The following is a 16,913-nucleotide window of genomic DNA, read 5'->3' on the forward strand; positions in this document are numbered from 1 at the left end:
CCACTAACCACTAACCACTAACCACTAACCACTAACCACTAACCACTAACCACTAACCACTAACCACTAACCACTAACCACTAACCACTAACCACTAACCACTAACCACTAACCACTGGGTTGTTGTCTCATTTTAACATCTGTAATTCACATGCTGTTAAGTTATCGATAGGTATTCTCATTGACGTTTGTGTAGGCAAAAAAAAGCCCGCATAAGGATGCGGGCAAACAACAAGTTGAAGGAAGTAATCCAGGGAACTACGGTCTACTTAAAAAAGGTTTTATCCAGATTTAAGCAAACCTAGTGCAATACGAATTTTCATATTGCTAAAAACGGAGCTTAATGAAAGAAACTTTCATGAGGTTGCTAGCTCGGTATAGGTAAATAATACGCAATGATGGATTTTTCTTCAAACTAGAAAAATTTTATTTTCAGATAAAAAAAACTAATGTGAGCACATTTTTTAATTGTTTTCTTTTTGTTCACATTGTGAATATATTAATTTTAAGTTTATGAATGGGAAGGTTTTTATAAATTTTAAGAACTTTATTCAGGATTAGTTTAAGTATTCTGTAGTAGATTCGTAAAAGTGCTTTTGGGTGTTTATGCGTTATTTATGAATAAACGCCGAGTTTTTGGCTGTTTTGGTTGCTTTTTAGTGTCACTGTAGTGACTTATTATTAAGGTGAAAATATGCATAATTGTATTGATAAAACCTAATATGGCTAAAAAATAACTAAGCAAATTGCTTTTTACCGTTATTTGCCGCTAATTCACAGCAAGAGCGTTGTCAGTTCATAGCTGACTAGATACACTAGATGTAACTTTTGGCCGCCTTTGTGGTCAATAAATACAAGTGTAAAAAATATAACAAATTACATAGAAATCTATTTTAGGAGTTTAACGTGGGATCAGGGCTTAACTTTTTAGATCTTATTCTAGAAGCCAGTGTACTTGTCCAGCTAGTAATGTTGGCATTAGTCGGTATGTCGGTAATGTCATGGGCAATTATCTTTCAGCGTAAAAAAGCGATTTCTGATGCACTTAATGGCGCAAAGCGCTTTGAGCAGAAGTTTTGGTCGGGTATTGACCTAAGTAAATTATACAACGAAGTATCAGCGCGTCCTGGAGGCGCATCAGGTGTTGAAGCATTATTCGTTGCAGGTTTTAAAGAGTTTGCACGTCATAAGAAAAATTCACCACAAAGTGCAAGTATTGTTATGGAAGGCACACACCGTTCAATGCGTGTTGCTTTATCGCGTGAAGTTGAAAAGCTTGAGTCAAGTTTATCGTTTTTAGCAACAGTGGGTTCTATTAGTCCTTACATCGGCCTGTTTGGTACGGTGTGGGGTATTATGAACGCATTTATCGCATTAGGTGAAGTTAAGCAAGCAACGCTACAAATGGTAGCGCCAGGTATTGCTGAAGCACTAATCGCAACAGCAATGGGTTTATTTGCTGCAATTCCAGCTGTTATTGCTTACAACCGTTTTGCAAACAAAGTAGAAAAGCTTGAAGGTAATTATATTAACTTCATGGAAGAGTTCGCCAATATTTTACACCGCCAAGCTGCTGCGCAAATAGAGGCTAAAGCGAATGTACCAGCGTAAGAAACGTCGCCCAGTAGGTGAGATAAATGTAGTTCCTTACATTGACGTAATGTTGGTACTACTAATCATATTTATGGCAACTGCGCCACTTATTACTCATGGTGTAAAAGTAGATTTGCCAAAGATGGAAGAATCGGATCTTGTTGATACTAAAGACACGCCTCCAATTATTGCGTCAATTGATGCTGAAGGTAAGTACTATGTAAGTATTGGTACAGATCCTGAAGCACCAATGGAAGCGTTGGATGTTGCTGCAGTGATTAAACTTCAGCTGCAAAAGAATCCAGATACGCCAGTGATGATCAAAGGTTCGGGCCGTGTTTCTTATCAAGAAGTACTGCTACTCATGGACTTTTTGAAAAATGCCGGTGTGCCTTCAGTGGGTCTAATGACCGAATCATTTGAGGGTTAGTATGCGTGAGTCATTAATCAAATCGATTCTATTACATCTGGGTATTATTGGTTTTTTAATTGGATCAGCTAGTTTTCATTTACCTACTCCTAAGGTAATGGAAGTAACTTTGAATCCAGCTATGCCTGAGCCAGAAAAGGCTGTTTCAGCAGTTACGGTAGACCAACAAAAGGTTGAACAAAAAATTGCTGAGCTAAAAAAGCAAGAAGAAGCGAAAAAACAAGCTGAAGCAAAGCGTCTTCGTGATCTCGAACGACGTGCTAATGATGCACGTAAGCAACGTGAAGCGGAAGATCGTCGCCTTAAAAAGCTAGAACAACAGCGCCGCGCGAAAGAGAAAGAAAAAGCAGAAGCCGAAGCACAAGCGAAAAAAGCACGTGAAATTCAGCAAAAAGAACGTGCTAAAGCGCAACAAGCCGAAAAGCAAAAGCAAGAAGCTGAAGCAGCAGCAAAAGCTGCAGCAGAAAAGCGCAAAGCTGAAGAAGAGGCGTTAAAGAAAGCGGAAGAAGAGCGTAAGCGTAAAGCTGCCGAAGCAGAAGCTGAACGTAAACGCAAAGAAGCCGAAGCCGAGCGTAAACGCCAGCAAGCATTGCAAGAGCAAATGTTGCAAGAGCAGTTAGCTGCTGAGCAAGCTGCACGAAATAAAGTTCGTCAACAGCAAATTGTAAGTGAAGTCGACAAATACAAAGCCTTAATAATGGCACGTATTCAGCAAACTTTACTTATCGATGAAAAGATGAAGAATAAACAATGTCGTGTAAATATTCGTCTTGGCTTTAATGGCTTAGTAACACAAGTTAAGTCATTAGGTGGTGATAAATTAGTGTGTGAAGCTGCGCTTCGAGCTGTTCGTATGGCAGATACACTCCCGGTATCACCCGATAAAGACGTATTTGAGCAACTTAAAAATATTAATTTAACAATCAAGCCAGAATTCTAAAGGAATGATATGTTCAACCAGATAAAAACAGCATGTTTTATTGTATTACTGGGCTTTCATGGCATCGCCAGTGCTGCACTAGAAATTGTTATTACCGAAGGTGTTGATGGTGCACGTCCGATTGCGGTTGTGCCATTTCAATACAATGGGGTTGGCCCCATCCCTGAAAAGTTAAGTACTGTTATTGCAGCAGACTTAATGCGTAGTGGTAAATTTAAACCTATTGATGTAGCAACAATGCCTCAATTACCAGCAACTGATACTGACGTTGACTATGCTGCATGGGTTAATAAAGGTGTTGAAGCCGTTCTTGTTGGTCAAGTTGAACAACAGCCAGGTGGACGTTACTTAGTTAAGTATGAGCTTATTGATGTTATTCGTGGTCAGATCACGGGTGGTCAAACACAGATGATGAGTAACGGTAAGTTAGTTAAAAGCCAAGACCATATTCTTGATGCAAGAGAAAGTGTAATAGCTGAAACGGGTTTCCGCCGCTACGCTCACCGCATCAGTGATGTTGTATACGAAGCTTTAACTGGCGAAAAAGGTGCATTCTTAACGAAGATTGCCTACGTTATTGTGAGAGAAAATCAGGCAATGCCTTATCAGTTAGTCGTTGCTGATTATGATGGTTTTAATGAGCAAGTATTACTTCGCTCGAAAGAACCATTAATGTCACCGGCATGGTCACCAGATGGTACTAAGCTTGCGTATGTAACATTTGAAAATCGTCAAAGCCAAATTTACATTCAAGATTTATACACGGGTAAACGTGAGCTGATCACAAGTCACCCTGGTATTAATGGTGCGCCACAGTTCTCACCTGATGGCAAAAAGCTACTATTAGTGCTCTCTAAAGACCGCAATGGTGCAACAGAAGTATATGTTTTAGACCTTGCAACTCGCAAAGAAAGACGCCTTACAAATCACCGTAGTATAGATACTGAACCATCTTGGTTCCCTAATGGGCAAGATATTGTGTTTACGTCTGAAAGGGGTGGTAATGCCCAGATTTATAAGTTAAATTTGCAAACTGGTAGGTCAAAACGCATGACGTTTGACGGAGATATGAACCTAGCAGGTTCGGTTTCTCCAGACGGAAAAGAATTAGTGATGGTGAACCGTACCAACGGTCAATACCATCTTGCTAAGAAAGAGCTAGCTACAGGTGCGTTCCAAGTATTAACTAGAACACGCCTTGATGAATCGCCGAGTATCGCACCAAACGGCTCGATGATTATCTACAGCACGCTTCATAATAATAAACAGGTGTTGGCGTTAGTTTCTATGGATGGTCGCTTTAAAGCACGCTTACCTGTGCTAGACGGACAAGTTAAGGCACCGGCTTGGTCGCCTTATTTACAGTAATTATACTGGTTTACTCAATATAGGAATCAATTAAATGCAACTTAATAAAACTTTAAAAGGCCTGCTAATTGCTGTGCCAGTGATGACATTAGCGGCGTGTAGCTCTTCTTCAGGTGTTGATGAAGGTGCTGCAAACCAATCTAACCAAGGTATGGTTGAGCAATCAAACAACACTGATACTGTTGAAGTTGCAACGCTTACTCCAGAGCAACAAGCTGAAGAAGCACTTCGTGAAAAATACGAAGCGTTACGTCAAGAGCAAATCATTTACTTTGGTTTTGATAACGCAAAAATCCAAAGCAAGTATGCTGAACTATTACAAGCACACGCTGAATTCTTAGTACAAAACCCTTCAGTTAAAGTACTAATCGAAGGTCACGCTGATGAGCGCGGTACGCCTGAGTACAACATCGCACTAGGCGAGCACCGTGGTCAAGCAGTAGAAAAATACTTACAAAGTTTAGGTGTTTCTGCTAGCCAAATGTCAGTAGTGAGCTATGGTGAAGAGAAGCCAATGGTTAAGTCTCGCACTGAAGAAGCGTTCGCGAAGAACCGTCGCGCAGTATTAGTTTACTAATAAAGAGTCATTATGAAGCCGAAAATTATTTTGGCAGCAATGATCTTAAGCGGGAGCACCCTGTTATGGGCTGCTCCCGCTCCTGTTTCAGAAGCTGCAAGCTCGCAATCGAGCATTGAGAAGCGTTTAGTCGCTTTAGAAAACATGATGAAGTCACGTAATTTATTGCAAGCTGAGCTTCAGCAGCAGCTTAATATTTTACAAGACGAAGTGAGCCAAGTACGTGGTATTACAGAAGAGCAAAGCTATAAGCTTGAAAAAGTACTGCAACGTCAGCGTGAGCTATATCAAGAAATTGAGAACCGAGTTAGCCAAGCTTATAGCCAGCCTGCTGCAACACAAACTCAACCTACAAATACTTATACAGATGTAGGTGCATCACAGGCAATCAGTTCAGACTTATCTGAAAACGAAGCTTATGAGCGTGCAGTGGCGTTAATCATGAAAGATAAACGTTATGAGCAAGCAATTCCTGAGTTTCAAGCATTCTTAACGACATATCCAAATTCAGTGTATGCATCTAATGCGCATTATTGGTTAGGTCAGCTGTTAACTATTCAAAACGATCAAGCAGGTGCGACTGAGCACTTTAAAGTTGTTGTGAATGAATACCCTAATTCTAATAAGCGCCCAGATGCAATGTTAAAGTTAGGAAACTTATTAGCGGATCAAGGTTTAGGCGAGCAAGCCCTTAAAACCTTTAATGATTTAATTAATCAGTACCCAAGTACTACCGCTGCTAAATTAGCCACAGAACGTCTGTCGCAAATGTAGATTTGACCTGATTAGACTGCTTTTTGACATAAGCGGTCTAAAATTAGGCAACTAGACATAAAAACTTAAAAAAAGAGATATTTTCTGTTGCACTCAGCATTTAAATAAGTATTATAAGCGCCCGCAGCAGGCGATTGGTAACAACAGCCAAAATGCGGAAAAAAGAGCGGGTCATTAGCTCAGTTGGTAGAGCAGTGGACTTTTAATCCATTGGTCGATGGTTCAAGTCCATCATGACCCACCATTCTTTGAATGGTTCTATATCGGCGGATTTACGCAGCTTTTAATAGCATCAGAGCGGGTCATTAGCTCAGTTGGTAGAGCAGTGGACTTTTAATCCATTGGTCGATGGTTCAAGTCCATCATGACCCACCATTCTTCGAATGGTCTTATATCGGCGGATTTACGCAGCTTTTACAAGCATCAGAGCGGGTCATTAGCTCAGTTGGTAGAGCAGTGGACTTTTAATCCATTGGTCGATGGTTCGAGTCCATCATGACCCACCATTCTTTTGAATGGTCTCATATCGGCGGATTTACGCAGCTTTTTATAAGCAACAGAGCGGGTCATTAGCTCAGTTGGTAGAGCAGTGGACTTTTAATCCATTGGTCGATGGTTCAAGTCCATCATGACCCACCATTCTTCGAATGGTCTCATATCGGCGGATTTACGCATCAAAATATCCAGAGCGGGTCATTAGCTCAGTTGGTAGAGCAGTGGACTTTTAATCCATTGGTCGATGGTTCAAGTCCATCATGACCCACCATTCTTCGAATGGTCTCATATCGGCGGATTTACGTATCAAAATATCCAGAGCGGGTCATTAGCTCAGTTGGTAGAGCAGTGGACTTTTAATCCATTGGTCGATGGTTCAAGTCCATCATGACCCACCATTCCTGATTTATCTTTTCTTTCTAAGTTATCCTTTATTTATCTTAACAGCTCACAGCAATACTGTTCATTAGCTTAAGATTCTCGTATAATTCGCGCCATGAATGCACTGTGGACTAAGTGGTCGAGAAATGAGTCTAGCTGAACAAATTATGCCTGAAGATTATATCTTCCCTCCAAAGCCAGCTCCGTTATCAAAAGACGAGCAAGCTGAGTATAAGGCACGTATCAAACAATTATTAAAAGACAAGAACGCGGTTCTTGTTGCCCATTATTACACTGATCCTGAAATTCAAGCACTAGCTGAAGAAACAGGCGGTTGTGTTGCTGACTCGCTAGAAATGGCGCGTTTTGGCGCTAAGCACGACGCAGATGTAATTGTGGTAGCCGGTGTTCGCTTTATGGGCGAAACAGCAAAAATCCTAACGCCAAATAAAACAGTTGTTATGCCAACGCTTGCTGCAACCTGTTCATTAGACGTAGGTTGCCCAATTGAAGAATTCTCAGCGTTTTGTGATCAGCACCCTGATCGCAAGGTAGTAGTGTATGCAAATACATCAACCGCTGTTAAAGCGCGTGCAGATTGGATTGTTACTTCTTCATGTGCCCTAGAAATCGTTGAGCATCTTGATGAGCAAGGCGAAAAAATCATTTGGGGTCCAGATAAACACTTAGGTTCTTACATTCAAAAGAACACAGGTGCAGACATGATCATGTGGAATGGCGCCTGTATCGTTCATGATGAGTTTAAAACCAAAGCACTTAAGGATATGAAAGCCTTACACCCAGATGCGGCTGTATTGGTTCACCCAGAGTCTCCTGCGGAGATAGTAGCCTTAGCTGATGCGGTTGGCTCAACAAGCCAACTAATCAAAGCAGCGCAAACTATGGACAACAAAAAGTTCATCGTCGCGACTGACCGAGGTATTTTCTACAAAATGCAGCAGTTATGCCCAGAGAAAGAATTCTTTGAAGCCCCAACAGCGGGTGAAGGCGCAACTTGTAAAAGCTGTGCACATTGCCCGTGGATGGCGATGAATGGCTTAAAAGCGATTGAAGAAGCACTGACAGATCCACAAGGTAAAGAAGTGTTTGTTGATATGGACTTACGCGAAGGGGCATTAAAGTCGCTTAATCGTATGTTAGAGTTCTCAGCATCGCTTCAGCGTTAAGAACGACCGTCTATATACTTAAGGCAAGGTGTTTACCTTGCCTTTTTTGTTTGATTACTAATCACTTAACTGCACTATTTTAAAAAGCCCTTGCGTCTGTAGGGTTGTTTTCATACTATAACGCCGCTGCTAAACTCTAAGCAGCGCCTTAGGTGACGTGTCCGAGTGGCTGAAGGAGCACGCCTGGAAAGTGTGTATACGGCAACGTATCGAGAGTTCGAATCTCTCCGTCACCGCCATTTCTTAAATTTACCCCACCATAGCAAAGTGCTTTTCAAGGTTACATTTAGCGCGCATTGCTATGTGGCTACTGACCTTTCTGGCAAGTTCTATCACTAATAATTCAAGTTGTTCACGGCTATAACCAAGCAGCACACAGCGTTTAAGTTGCTCGCTAACTAAGTTGCTGGCATCGTCTAATGCAAATAAAGCGCCTAAAGAGGCAAGCTCAAAAACTCTGTTGTTTTGCTGTTCTATGCCAAAAGGTAGTTGGCCAAATGTGAGTGCGGTTTTTAGCTGCTGCTCTGTGCGTTTGATAAGCAACGCATTTGAACCTTGAATATTATCAAGTGACTTTAAAATCTCTAGCGCCAGCAATGCTTTTGGCACCCCAGAATATACACTGATATGCGGTAAAATATCACACAACTCTTGCATTGAAACGCCATCATTCAATGCGTGCTGACATGCTCGTTTTAACAAAGGCTTGTCATGAACGGTGACCAAAGCAGCGATCGCGACAAACACAAATAAATCCGTGTTGTTATGGCTCATAATTTCTCTTTTGATTTTAGGTACTGAATATATTGAGGTTTTGTAGCGTTGGCTGATTACATAGAGCATGCAATCGAAAAATTGAAAATACATTATGGTCGATGATGGCTATTTCTGCTTGCCATAAATGATTTAATTTTTGCCTAAAATAACGAACTGTTACCTAAAATGGTCCTAACCTCAAATTACAGTGATACACTTAATTGAGTATTTATGTGAGGTAATCTAAATGCGTCAGGCATTAATAGAAGCAGTGAAAGCAATAGCGATTGCAGACGGTAATTTTGAAACAGGGATTCCAGAATTATTGGTGTTCAGACGAAGCGAAGTTTCATTACCGATGGCCTGCGTGTATGAGTTAGGGCTGGGTATTAGCTTGCAAGGTGCAAAGCGAGTTGTGTTGGGTGAACATAGTTATGATTACACTGACGGGCAATCATTGGTGACCTCAGTCGATGTGCCTGTTGCCTCGCATATTACTCGTGCCAGTAAAGAGCAGCCATTTTACGGTCTTTACTTACGCTTAGATGCTCATGAAATCAGCCATATTGTTGCTGAAATGGATTTTGCCGGGCAAGACAAGTTTCCTAAGCACCAAGCTATGTCGGTGGTTGATACTGATAATGGTTTGCTTGACGCTTTACTAAGGCTGATTCAACTCGACAATGAACCTCAATTAAAAGCTAATCTTGCGCCACTTATTAAAAAAGAAATTATATTGCGTTTGTTAAATAGCCCGCATAGCCCTTATTTAAGGCAAATTGTGATGTCTGGCTCAGCCCATCAAAAAATCGCTAAGACCTTGTGTTGGTTAAAAGAAAACTTTACCAGTCAATTTTCAATTGATGATTTAGCCCGTGATGCACACATGAGCCCGTCGACATTCAGACTGCATTTTCGTGATGTAGTAAAGATGAGTCCGTTGCAATACGTAAAAAACTTACGGTTGCAGGCGGCAAGGCAATTAATGCTGAATGAGCGAATTGATGTGGGCTCTGCAGCTTTAAAAGTGGGTTACGAGAGCCCATCGCAGTTTAGCCGCGAGTACACACGCTTTTTTGGCAAGCCACCGATTAAAGATATTTCAGCACTGCGGTTGCAACAAATCGCATAAAAAAGGGAGCGCTTGGCTCCCTTGTATTTAAAATCGTCTTTTTGGCATTCTCAGTTGTGAGTCAAACTCATCGGGGAATAAAATGGTGCCGTCGTCTTGGTCAGTGGGGAATACTGCAATCAGTAAATCATCTTGCTCAAGACCAGGTGTCCAGCGACTTAACCAGTCTTTTACAGGGATGGCTTTTGGTGTGCAGTCTTGCCATTCACCGGTTGCCCAACTTTGGGCAAATTCGCGGCTAGGCCATACAGGCACGCAGTCGTCATCTTCGTTTGAGAGCATGACGCAGCCATGTTCATCATTGAGGATCCACACTTGTTTAAACTCTTGTACCGTTTCAAACATATAAGCGAGTCGTTTCTTTGCGCCTAAGGCGAGTACAGTATCAAATTCAGTTTCAACACGTTTAGCAGTTGCATTATTCATGACAGGCTCACTCTTTTAGTTATACACAGCTACACCTTAATCATAAGGTGATAAATTAATATGACAAGTAAAGTTATTAGCTAAATTAATTTACTAATGCAGCAAAAAGATCGTCAGCAAGTTGTTGCAGAGATTTAGGGTCTTGATTTGTCAGCGCATAGGTACGAATACCGTATATGCCCATGACTAAAAAGCGTGCAAGTTGTTGCGCTGACTTGCTACTTACAAATTCGTTGTTATCTAGGGCTTTTTGAAGTTGCTCGGCGAGGGCATGCTCGTATGCATTAAGGTTGCTACGCAGCACAGTGCAAATTTGTGGGTCATTGCCTTCAACCTCAGAAATACTCTTCGTAAGTAAGCATACTTTAGCTACTTCACCTTCAATACACTCATCAACAATCACAGTTAAGTAATGTTTAAGAGTCGATAAAATTGATTGTTGGTCATTAAAAAGGGCTGTAAATTGTTGGTTTCTGTCTTTTTGATATTGCTCGGTGGCGGCTAAAAACAAGCCTTTTTTGTTGCCATAAGCCGCGTAAATAGAACCCGGGTGAAGGTGAGTCACTTCTTTTAATTTTTGCATACTGGTCTTCGCATAGCCATATTGCATAAAAGCATGCATGGCTTGGCGTAGTACAAATTCAGTATCAAATTCAGCAGTTCTCATTAAAGCTCCTCACGGTTTATAATACCAATCCGCAATAATACTTAGTCATTTTGAGGGATTAAACCTGTCGCTACCCGCGTTAAAAATTTCTGATTTAGAACAACTAAATAACGAAATTTTTGCCTTGTTATCAACGAGGTTTTCTTGCCTCAAAATAGACCACTTAATTAAGCGAATTGGTATAAACGAAGTTTACGTAATCTTGAACGATTATTCAAAATAAACCTTGAAGTATGTTTGTTTCGCCCTTATCTTGAATGTATGTTCAAGATAAGGATAAAACCATGACAACCGATTTACTTTCTCCGTTTAAACTAAATGACAGCATTGAGTTGCAAAACCGTGTACTAATGGCACCCCTTACACGCTGTATGAGCGACGATAATCTCGTACCTACCCAAGCAATGGTTGACTATTATGCGCGCCGTGCTGATGCGGGCTTAATTATTAGCGAAGCAACGATTATTCGCCCAGATTCACAAGGTTATCCAAATACACCAGGTCTATTTACTAGCGAACAAATTCAAGGTTGGAAGAAAGTCACCGATGCTGTGCACGCAAAAGGCGGCAAAATGTTTGCTCAGCTTTGGCACGTAGGTCGTGTTGCTCATCCTCACTTTTTTGGTGGTGATGTACTGGCACCATCAGCAATTGGTGTTGAAGGTTCGGTACCGAGAATGCGTGAGTTAACTTACGTTACTCCAAAAGCGGCAACCATTGAAGACATCCAAGGTTTAATTGCTGACTACGCAAAAGCCGCCGAAAACGCTATTGAAGCGGGTTTTGACGGGGTTGAAATTCATGGTGCAAATGGTTATTTAATCGATCAATTCTTACACTTTGCTGCCAACCAACGTGAAGATCAATACGGGCAAACACCAGAAAACATGTCGCGTTTTGCTCTTGAAGTCGTTGATGCTGTCGTGGCGGCAATTGGTGCAGATAAAACTGCATTACGCTTATCGCCAGGTGCGTATTTTAATATGACTGAAAGCGATGGTGATAAAGCAGTATTCGATTATCTATTACCAGCCCTTGAAACACGTAACCTTGCCTACTTACATGTTGGTATTTTTGATGACAGCATGCGCTTTGCAAGTTTAGGTGATAAGTCAGCGTCTGAATATATGCGCGGAGCGTACAAAGGTACGTTAGTAGGGGTAGGTAGCTATAGCTTTGAGTCGGCTAATCAAGCTATCGATAACAACCAATTTGATTTAATTGCGATTGGTCGTCCATTCATTGCGAACCCAGATTACATCAGCAAAGTTAAAAATGGTGAAACCTTAACACCATACAGCGATGAAATGCTGGCTGAACTGATTTAAGCAAACCTAATAATATTGTCCAACCAATAAGCGCTCAGTTAATTTAACTGGGCATTTTTTCTAATGCTTTCTTATTTATTAAACAGTTAAGTCTTAAATATGCCATGAAAATGCATTAATTGTTTAATTGTTGTGTCAAATATTTTGACCCTAAATGTAATACGCGCTCTGCATACTGTGCCCGCTTTTAAATACGTAACCTTGGAAAAACAATGAGCACAGTAGCAAAAAAAACAAAGCTAAGCCTTGTAGTCGCAACGCTTTTAGCAACATCGGCACATGCAAACACGAATAACGAAATTGAAGAAATTACCGTTGTTGCAAAGCCAACCAGTTATGCAAATAACGTTATTGAACCTGCGATGCTTGAGCAACAAAGTTCAGTATCAAGTGTGTTAGCCGTGATTGATAACCTACCGGGTATTAGCATCAACGAAGGTGATGCATTCGGTGGTGACGATTGGTCAACCACCATCACTATGCGTGGCTTTAGTATTGATGGTAATCAACAGCAATTAGGTATGACGATTGATGGTATTCCTAATGGTGGTTCTAACTATGGTGGCGGTGCAAAAGCAAACCGTTACTTAGACAGCGAAAACTTAGCAACGGTTGAAGTAGGGCAAGGTACGTCTGATATTGCCTCTGCATCACTCGAAGCATTAGGTGGTACTTTTAATTTTGTGAGTGCACAACCGAGTACCGAGCAAAGCACCACATTTGCTTATACAACGGGTGATCACAATGCTAGCCGCTACTTTGTGAAGCACGAAACTGGCACTGTGTTTGATAACACGCAAGCCTATATCAGCTATTCGCAAACAGACACTAGCCGCTGGATTGGTGATGGCAGCAATGGTGGTAAAGACAACCAGCACATCGAAGCGAAGTTTGTATCCGACTTTAGTGACTTAACCGTAACGGGTCGTGTTTCGTATGATGATGTTCATGAAATTAACTATAACAGCATTAGCATTAGTGAGTTTGAACAAAACCCTGATTGGGATCGTTTAACTTGGAATTGGACTGGCGTGCCGCATTTTGATCAAATGTTTGCTGAGGGCTGGGGTACACTGCGTGAAAATACCCTTGCGTATGTAAAGTTTGATTACGCGCTAAGTGCCACTTCAAACTTAAGCTTGTCGCCTTACTATCATAAAAACTCAGGTCGTGGCGATTGGATCCCGCCTTATTTAACGTCACCGGTTGATGATGATGGTAATCCAACAACGATTGGCGGCGAAAATGCTGGCAATTATGGCTTTACAGATAGTGAGGGTAACCCACTGGCACCTGCTGCAGGTTGTACGGCAAGTTTAGAGTGGCCATGGTCTTCAGGCCCTGGCTTAAACCCAGCCTGTTACCCAGATGATGCGATTCCGGTTATGTCGTATCGTCATACTCACTACAAAAAAGACCGCTTAGGTATGACCGGTGAATACCAAGTAACCCTTGGCAACCATGACATTGAAGCCGGTTTTTGGTTTGAACAAACAGACCGTGATGAGTCACGTGACTGGCATAAAGTTATTGATGCCCGTATTTATCATCACTTTGACCATACGCCGTATTGGACACAATATAAAAACACCTTCGAAACAGATACATTCAAGTGGTACGTACAAGACTCAATCAGTTTAGGCGACTTCACACTTAATTTAGGTGCTAAACAGTACCTTGTTGAGCTGCAGCGTTATAACCATTTTGAAGATGAGTACTCAGATAAAATCGACAGTGATTCAGACGTACTATTCAGCGGTGGTATGCTGTATCAGTTATCTGCAAGCACAGAGCTATTCACCAGCTACAGCGAAAACTTTGCGGCAATTAAAGATGGTGTACTTGAACGTGATTCATCAACACTGACCGAAATTGAACCTGAAACAGCTGAAAACATCGACCTAGGTGTGCGTTACAGCGATGACCGCTTAAGCTTAACAGCAACCGCTTACAGCATTGAATTTGATAACCGCATTACCTTTATTGCTCCGGGCAGTGATACCGATGGTATTGACTACACCATTGGCACGAACGGTTCTTACATCAACGTAGGTGGTATTGAGTCAACAGGTGTGGAGCTTTCTGCAAGCTATATGCTGACTGACAAATGGAATCTTTACACATCGTATACCTACAATAACTCTGAGTATCAATCGAACGATCCAAGTGCTTACAATAGCGATGGTGAGCTACTTGAGGATGCATCAGCCAGCTTTAAAGCGGGTGATGAAGTGATTGACTCAGCACAAGATTTATTTGTGGTATCGGCAGACTACTACAGTGGTGATTTCCGCTTTGGTTTATCGGCTAAATACACAGGTGAGCGTTTAGGTGCATGGACTGATGAACAAAGCCGTTCGCGTAACGAGGTTGATGGTTACACCTTGGTTGATTTAAACATAGGTTATAACACGAGTCTTGATTCTGGAGTGTTTAAATCAATCGACCTTGCATTTGTGGTGAATAACCTGTTTGATAAATCATATCTCGCAGGTGGCACAGGTAATGGCTCTACCTACTTTATTGGTGCACCACGTACCGCAGCTTTAACACTTACAGCGCAGTTTTAAGTAATAAGCTAACGTTTTAAATAGCCCATCGTTGATGGGCTTTTTTGCAGGTGAAATATGAAAAAATTAATTTTAGCCACGGCGGTTTTAGCAGCATCACTATTAAGCTTAAACAGTAAAGCTGCAGACAATGTTGTACTCGTGACTCTTGATGGCCTTCGCTGGCAAGAAGTGTTCTCTGGTGCAGATAAAAACCTAATCGATAACACTGATTTTGTTGCAAATACAGATGAACTAAAGGCGCTTTTTTGGCGAGATGATCAAGCACAGCGTACTCAAGCGTTAATGCCATTTTTTAGCGAAACATTGGCAAAGCAAGGCGTTTTGATTGGCGATAGAACGCAAGGCTCATTGATGTCGGTAAGCAACCCGTGGTATTTCTCATACCCAGGTTACAGTGAAATTTTAACCGGCGTAGTAGACGAAAATATCGATAGTAACGATAAAGTGCCTAACCCCAATAAAACCATTTTAGAGAGTTTAAATTCTCAGCCAGAGTTTAAAGGTAAAACCGCGCTTTTTGGTAGCTGGGATGTGTTTCCCTATATTGTAAATCGTGAGCGTAGTGGGGTTTATGTTAATGCCGGCTTTGAAGCTTTTGATGCTGTGAAGTCAGCCGAAGTGACTCTGCTAAACCAAATGCAAAGCGAGATCCCAAGCCCTTGGCATAATGTGCGCCTCGACAGCTTTACCTACCGATTTGCCAAACAATATTTATTAAATAAACAGCCGCGTTTACTTGTTATTAGCTTGGGTGAAACCGATGACTTCGCCCATAACGGTAAATACGATGCTTATTTAAAATCGGCTAAACAAAGTGATGCGTTTATTCGTGACCTTTGGCAAACAATTCAACAAACACCGGGCTATAAAGACAACACCACAATGATTATTACCACCGATCATGGCCGTGGCAGCCATGCTGATGATTGGCAACATCATAGTTCGAAGCGTGCTTTAGCTCGTTCAGAACAAGGTAAGCAACGTTTTCCAAACGGTATTGTTGGCTCTGAGCATATTTGGTTAGCGGCGATTGGCCCAGATATAAAAGCAACAGGCTTAATTAAGCCAAGCAATGAGCTCAAACAAGCGCAAGTAGCGGCAACTGTGCTGAATATTTTAGGCATTAACAGTCAGCAAGTTAACCCGAAAATGGCCGCGCCAATTAAGGAGATTTTAAAATGAGTTTAACTTTTGGTTTGTTCAAAAGCGCCTTATCTGGGTTAATGCTGGTTAGTAGTGTGAGTGCGATTGCCGCGCCAAGTAAAATTTTGTTTGGCTCATGTGGTCATCAAGACAAAGCTATTCCAATTTTTGATGCCATCAACAAAGAGCAAGCCGATTTATTTATGTTCCTTGGCGATAACATTTATGGTGATACCGAAGATATGACGGTACTTGCCGATAAATATCAACGTTTAGGGCAAAAGCCAGGCTTTAAAACATTACGTGCGAATACGCCGATAATAGCCATGTGGGATGACCATGATTATGGCGAAAATGACGCTGGCAGCGAATACCCCAAAAAACAGCAATCACGAAAAATCATGCTCGACTTTTGGCAAGAGCCAGCAGGTTCTGCTCGCAGAACTCGTGAAGATGGTATTTACACTTCGTACACGTACGGTGAAGGTGAGCAAACAGTAAAGGTGATCATGCCTGATCTGCGTTTTAATCGTGCGCCGTTAAATCATGTATCAGCGATGACCTATCAACTTGAGCGTAAACCTGCAAAACAAGGGCCTTATAGTCCAACAACCGATAAAAACGCCTCTATGCTTGGCGAAAACCAATGGCAATGGCTCGAACAAGAGCTTAAGTCAGATGAAAAGATAAAAATCATTGTCTCAAGCTTACAGTTATTGGCTGATTTTACAGGCTGGGAGTCATGGGCTAATTATCCGGCTGATCGTGAGCGTTTATTTGCGCTTATTAAAAAGCATAAAGTAAATGGTGTGATTATTGTCAGTGGCGATACCCACTGGGGTGAGCTGTCTAAGTATCAACAAAACCTAGATTACCCGTTATATGAGATGACTAGTTCTGGGCTTACAGAAAAGTGGAAAGATGTTAGCCCTAATAAACACCGTGTGGGTGATTACACTCATGAGGTAAACTACGGCGATTTAACAATCGATTGGCAAAAAGCAGACCCTACCATTCGTATTGCGCTTAAAGGTATTAAGGGTGATGAGATAATGCACACTGAGTTCGCGTTATCGACGATAAGCCCATACCAGTAAACATTGCCTGCTGCGCATATCCTAAACACATGCCCGCAGCACATGC

15 protein-coding genes and 7 tRNA genes are annotated in these 16,913 nt (G+C 41.6%); 19 read left to right on the forward strand and 3 right to left on the reverse strand.

Annotation, left to right across the window (positions count from 1 at the left end; all coding sequences use genetic code 11):
- The first annotated feature begins 906 nt into the window (after positions 1 to 906).
- The 14 genes from tolQ (at position 907) to L1272_RS12610 (ending at position 7,984) form a co-directional block, all read left to right on the forward strand.
- Positions 907 to 1,611, forward strand: coding sequence for a protein TolQ (gene tolQ / locus L1272_RS12545; RefSeq protein ID WP_054553012.1), 705 nt, complete (start codon positions 907 to 909; stop codon positions 1,609 to 1,611).
- Positions 1,598 to 2,023, forward strand: a complete 426-nt coding sequence (gene tolR, locus L1272_RS12550; protein ID WP_054553013.1) for a protein TolR — start codon at positions 1,598 to 1,600, stop codon at positions 2,021 to 2,023. The genes tolQ and tolR overlap by 14 nt, the downstream gene beginning before the upstream one ends.
- Before the next feature lies 1 nt (position 2,024).
- Complete coding sequence (gene tolA, locus L1272_RS12555; RefSeq protein WP_054553014.1) at positions 2,025 to 2,963, forward strand: cell envelope integrity protein TolA; 939 nt, start codon at positions 2,025 to 2,027, stop codon at positions 2,961 to 2,963.
- 9 nt (positions 2,964 to 2,972) lie between these two features.
- Complete coding sequence (gene tolB, locus L1272_RS12560; RefSeq protein ID WP_054553015.1) at positions 2,973 to 4,331, forward strand: Tol-Pal system beta propeller repeat protein TolB; 1,359 nt, start codon at positions 2,973 to 2,975, stop codon at positions 4,329 to 4,331.
- Positions 4,332 to 4,365: 34 nt separating this feature from the next.
- The gene (gene pal / locus L1272_RS12565) at positions 4,366 to 4,908 is read left to right on the forward strand and encodes a peptidoglycan-associated lipoprotein Pal (RefSeq protein WP_054553016.1); all 543 of its coding nucleotides are present in this window, start codon (positions 4,366 to 4,368) and stop codon (positions 4,906 to 4,908) included.
- Between the two features lie 12 nt (positions 4,909 to 4,920).
- Entirely contained in the window at positions 4,921 to 5,682 is a 762-nt protein-coding gene (gene ybgF, locus L1272_RS12570) for a tol-pal system protein YbgF (RefSeq protein WP_235373556.1), read from the forward strand.
- A gap of 168 nt (positions 5,683 to 5,850) precedes the next feature.
- Positions 5,851 to 5,926: transfer RNA gene (locus L1272_RS12575), tRNA-Lys, on the forward strand.
- Positions 5,927 to 5,981: 55 nt separating this feature from the next.
- Positions 5,982 to 6,057 (forward strand) — tRNA-Lys (locus L1272_RS12580).
- 55 nt (positions 6,058 to 6,112) lie between these two features.
- A tRNA-Lys gene (locus tag L1272_RS12585) sits at positions 6,113 to 6,188 on the forward strand.
- A gap of 57 nt (positions 6,189 to 6,245) precedes the next feature.
- Positions 6,246 to 6,321: transfer RNA gene (locus tag L1272_RS12590), tRNA-Lys, on the forward strand.
- A 51-nt stretch (positions 6,322 to 6,372) separates the two neighbouring features.
- Positions 6,373 to 6,448, forward strand: a tRNA-Lys gene (locus tag L1272_RS12595).
- 51 nt (positions 6,449 to 6,499) lie between these two features.
- Positions 6,500 to 6,575, forward strand: a tRNA-Lys gene (locus tag L1272_RS12600).
- A 129-nt stretch (positions 6,576 to 6,704) separates the two neighbouring features.
- Complete coding sequence (nadA, locus tag L1272_RS12605) at positions 6,705 to 7,745, forward strand: quinolinate synthase NadA (RefSeq protein WP_138618121.1); 1,041 nt, start codon at positions 6,705 to 6,707, stop codon at positions 7,743 to 7,745.
- A 151-nt stretch (positions 7,746 to 7,896) separates the two neighbouring features.
- A tRNA-Ser gene (locus tag L1272_RS12610) sits at positions 7,897 to 7,984 on the forward strand.
- Between the two features lie 10 nt (positions 7,985 to 7,994).
- Here the strand turns inward: L1272_RS12610 and L1272_RS12615 are convergent.
- Entirely contained in the window at positions 7,995 to 8,519 is a 525-nt protein-coding gene (locus L1272_RS12615; protein WP_235373557.1) for a carboxymuconolactone decarboxylase family protein, read from the reverse strand.
- A gap of 229 nt (positions 8,520 to 8,748) precedes the next feature.
- Here L1272_RS12615 and L1272_RS12620 point away from each other — a divergent pair, with 229 nt between their 5' ends.
- Complete coding sequence (locus L1272_RS12620; RefSeq protein WP_187490421.1) at positions 8,749 to 9,633, forward strand: AraC family transcriptional regulator; 885 nt, start codon at positions 8,749 to 8,751, stop codon at positions 9,631 to 9,633.
- A gap of 27 nt (positions 9,634 to 9,660) precedes the next feature.
- On the opposite strand, the gene L1272_RS12625 is transcribed toward L1272_RS12620, so the two are convergent.
- Together L1272_RS12625 and L1272_RS12630 are read right to left on the reverse strand one after the other, a co-directional pair.
- Positions 9,661 to 10,059: a DUF2750 domain-containing protein gene (locus tag L1272_RS12625; protein ID WP_138618128.1), complete on the reverse strand. Its 399-nt coding sequence runs from the start codon at positions 10,057 to 10,059 to the stop codon at positions 9,661 to 9,663.
- Between the two features lie 85 nt (positions 10,060 to 10,144).
- A complete protein-coding gene (locus tag L1272_RS12630) occupies positions 10,145 to 10,726 on the reverse strand; it encodes a TetR/AcrR family transcriptional regulator (protein ID WP_235373558.1) in 582 nt (193 codons plus the stop codon).
- A 284-nt stretch (positions 10,727 to 11,010) separates the two neighbouring features.
- On the opposite strand from L1272_RS12630, the gene L1272_RS12635 reads away from it, so the two are divergent.
- From L1272_RS12635 to L1272_RS12650, 4 genes are all read left to right on the forward strand, one after another.
- Positions 11,011 to 12,054 carry an alkene reductase gene (locus L1272_RS12635; RefSeq protein WP_235373559.1) on the forward strand — a complete coding sequence of 348 codons (1,044 nt, stop codon included), beginning with the start codon at positions 11,011 to 11,013 and terminating at the stop codon, positions 12,052 to 12,054.
- A 212-nt stretch (positions 12,055 to 12,266) separates the two neighbouring features.
- The gene (locus L1272_RS12640) at positions 12,267 to 14,624 is read left to right on the forward strand and encodes a TonB-dependent receptor domain-containing protein (protein ID WP_235373560.1); all 2,358 of its coding nucleotides are present in this window, start codon (positions 12,267 to 12,269) and stop codon (positions 14,622 to 14,624) included.
- Positions 14,625 to 14,681: 57 nt separating this feature from the next.
- Complete coding sequence (locus L1272_RS12645; protein ID WP_235373561.1) at positions 14,682 to 15,809, forward strand: sulfatase-like hydrolase/transferase; 1,128 nt, start codon at positions 14,682 to 14,684, stop codon at positions 15,807 to 15,809.
- Positions 15,806 to 16,867: an alkaline phosphatase D family protein gene (locus L1272_RS12650; RefSeq protein ID WP_442961836.1), complete on the forward strand. Its 1,062-nt coding sequence runs from the start codon at positions 15,806 to 15,808 to the stop codon at positions 16,865 to 16,867. The genes L1272_RS12645 and L1272_RS12650 overlap by 4 nt, the downstream gene beginning before the upstream one ends.
- Positions 16,868 to 16,913: the final 46 nt, after the last annotated feature.

Origin of the sequence: Pseudoalteromonas sp. PAST1 (assembly GCF_021532515.1) — a bacterium.
GTDB lineage: Bacteria > Pseudomonadota > Gammaproteobacteria > Enterobacterales > Alteromonadaceae > Pseudoalteromonas > Pseudoalteromonas simplex.

Coding starts and splice junctions, on each gene's coding strand:
- tolR (WP_054553013.1), top strand. CDS start 1,598: ATGTACCAGCGTAAGAAACGTCGCCCAGTAGGTGAGATAAATGTAGTT.
- tolA (WP_054553014.1), top strand. CDS start 2,025: ATGCGTGAGTCATTAATCAAATCGATTCTATTACATCTGGGTATTATT.
- tolB (WP_054553015.1), top strand. CDS start 2,973: ATGTTCAACCAGATAAAAACAGCATGTTTTATTGTATTACTGGGCTTT.
- pal (WP_054553016.1), top strand. CDS start 4,366: ATGCAACTTAATAAAACTTTAAAAGGCCTGCTAATTGCTGTGCCAGTG.
- ybgF (WP_235373556.1), top strand. CDS start 4,921: ATGAAGCCGAAAATTATTTTGGCAGCAATGATCTTAAGCGGGAGCACC.
- nadA (WP_138618121.1), top strand. CDS start 6,705: ATGAGTCTAGCTGAACAAATTATGCCTGAAGATTATATCTTCCCTCCA.
- L1272_RS12615 (WP_235373557.1), bottom strand. CDS start 8,519: ATGAGCCATAACAACACGGATTTATTTGTGTTTGTCGCGATCGCTGCT.
- L1272_RS12620 (WP_187490421.1), top strand. CDS start 8,749: ATGCGTCAGGCATTAATAGAAGCAGTGAAAGCAATAGCGATTGCAGAC.
- L1272_RS12625 (WP_138618128.1), bottom strand. CDS start 10,059: ATGAATAATGCAACTGCTAAACGTGTTGAAACTGAATTTGATACTGTA.
- L1272_RS12630 (WP_235373558.1), bottom strand. CDS start 10,726: ATGAGAACTGCTGAATTTGATACTGAATTTGTACTACGCCAAGCCATG.
- L1272_RS12635 (WP_235373559.1), top strand. CDS start 11,011: ATGACAACCGATTTACTTTCTCCGTTTAAACTAAATGACAGCATTGAG.
- L1272_RS12640 (WP_235373560.1), top strand. CDS start 12,267: ATGAGCACAGTAGCAAAAAAAACAAAGCTAAGCCTTGTAGTCGCAACG.
- L1272_RS12645 (WP_235373561.1), top strand. CDS start 14,682: ATGAAAAAATTAATTTTAGCCACGGCGGTTTTAGCAGCATCACTATTA.
- L1272_RS12650 (WP_442961836.1), top strand. CDS start 15,806: ATGAGTTTAACTTTTGGTTTGTTCAAAAGCGCCTTATCTGGGTTAATG.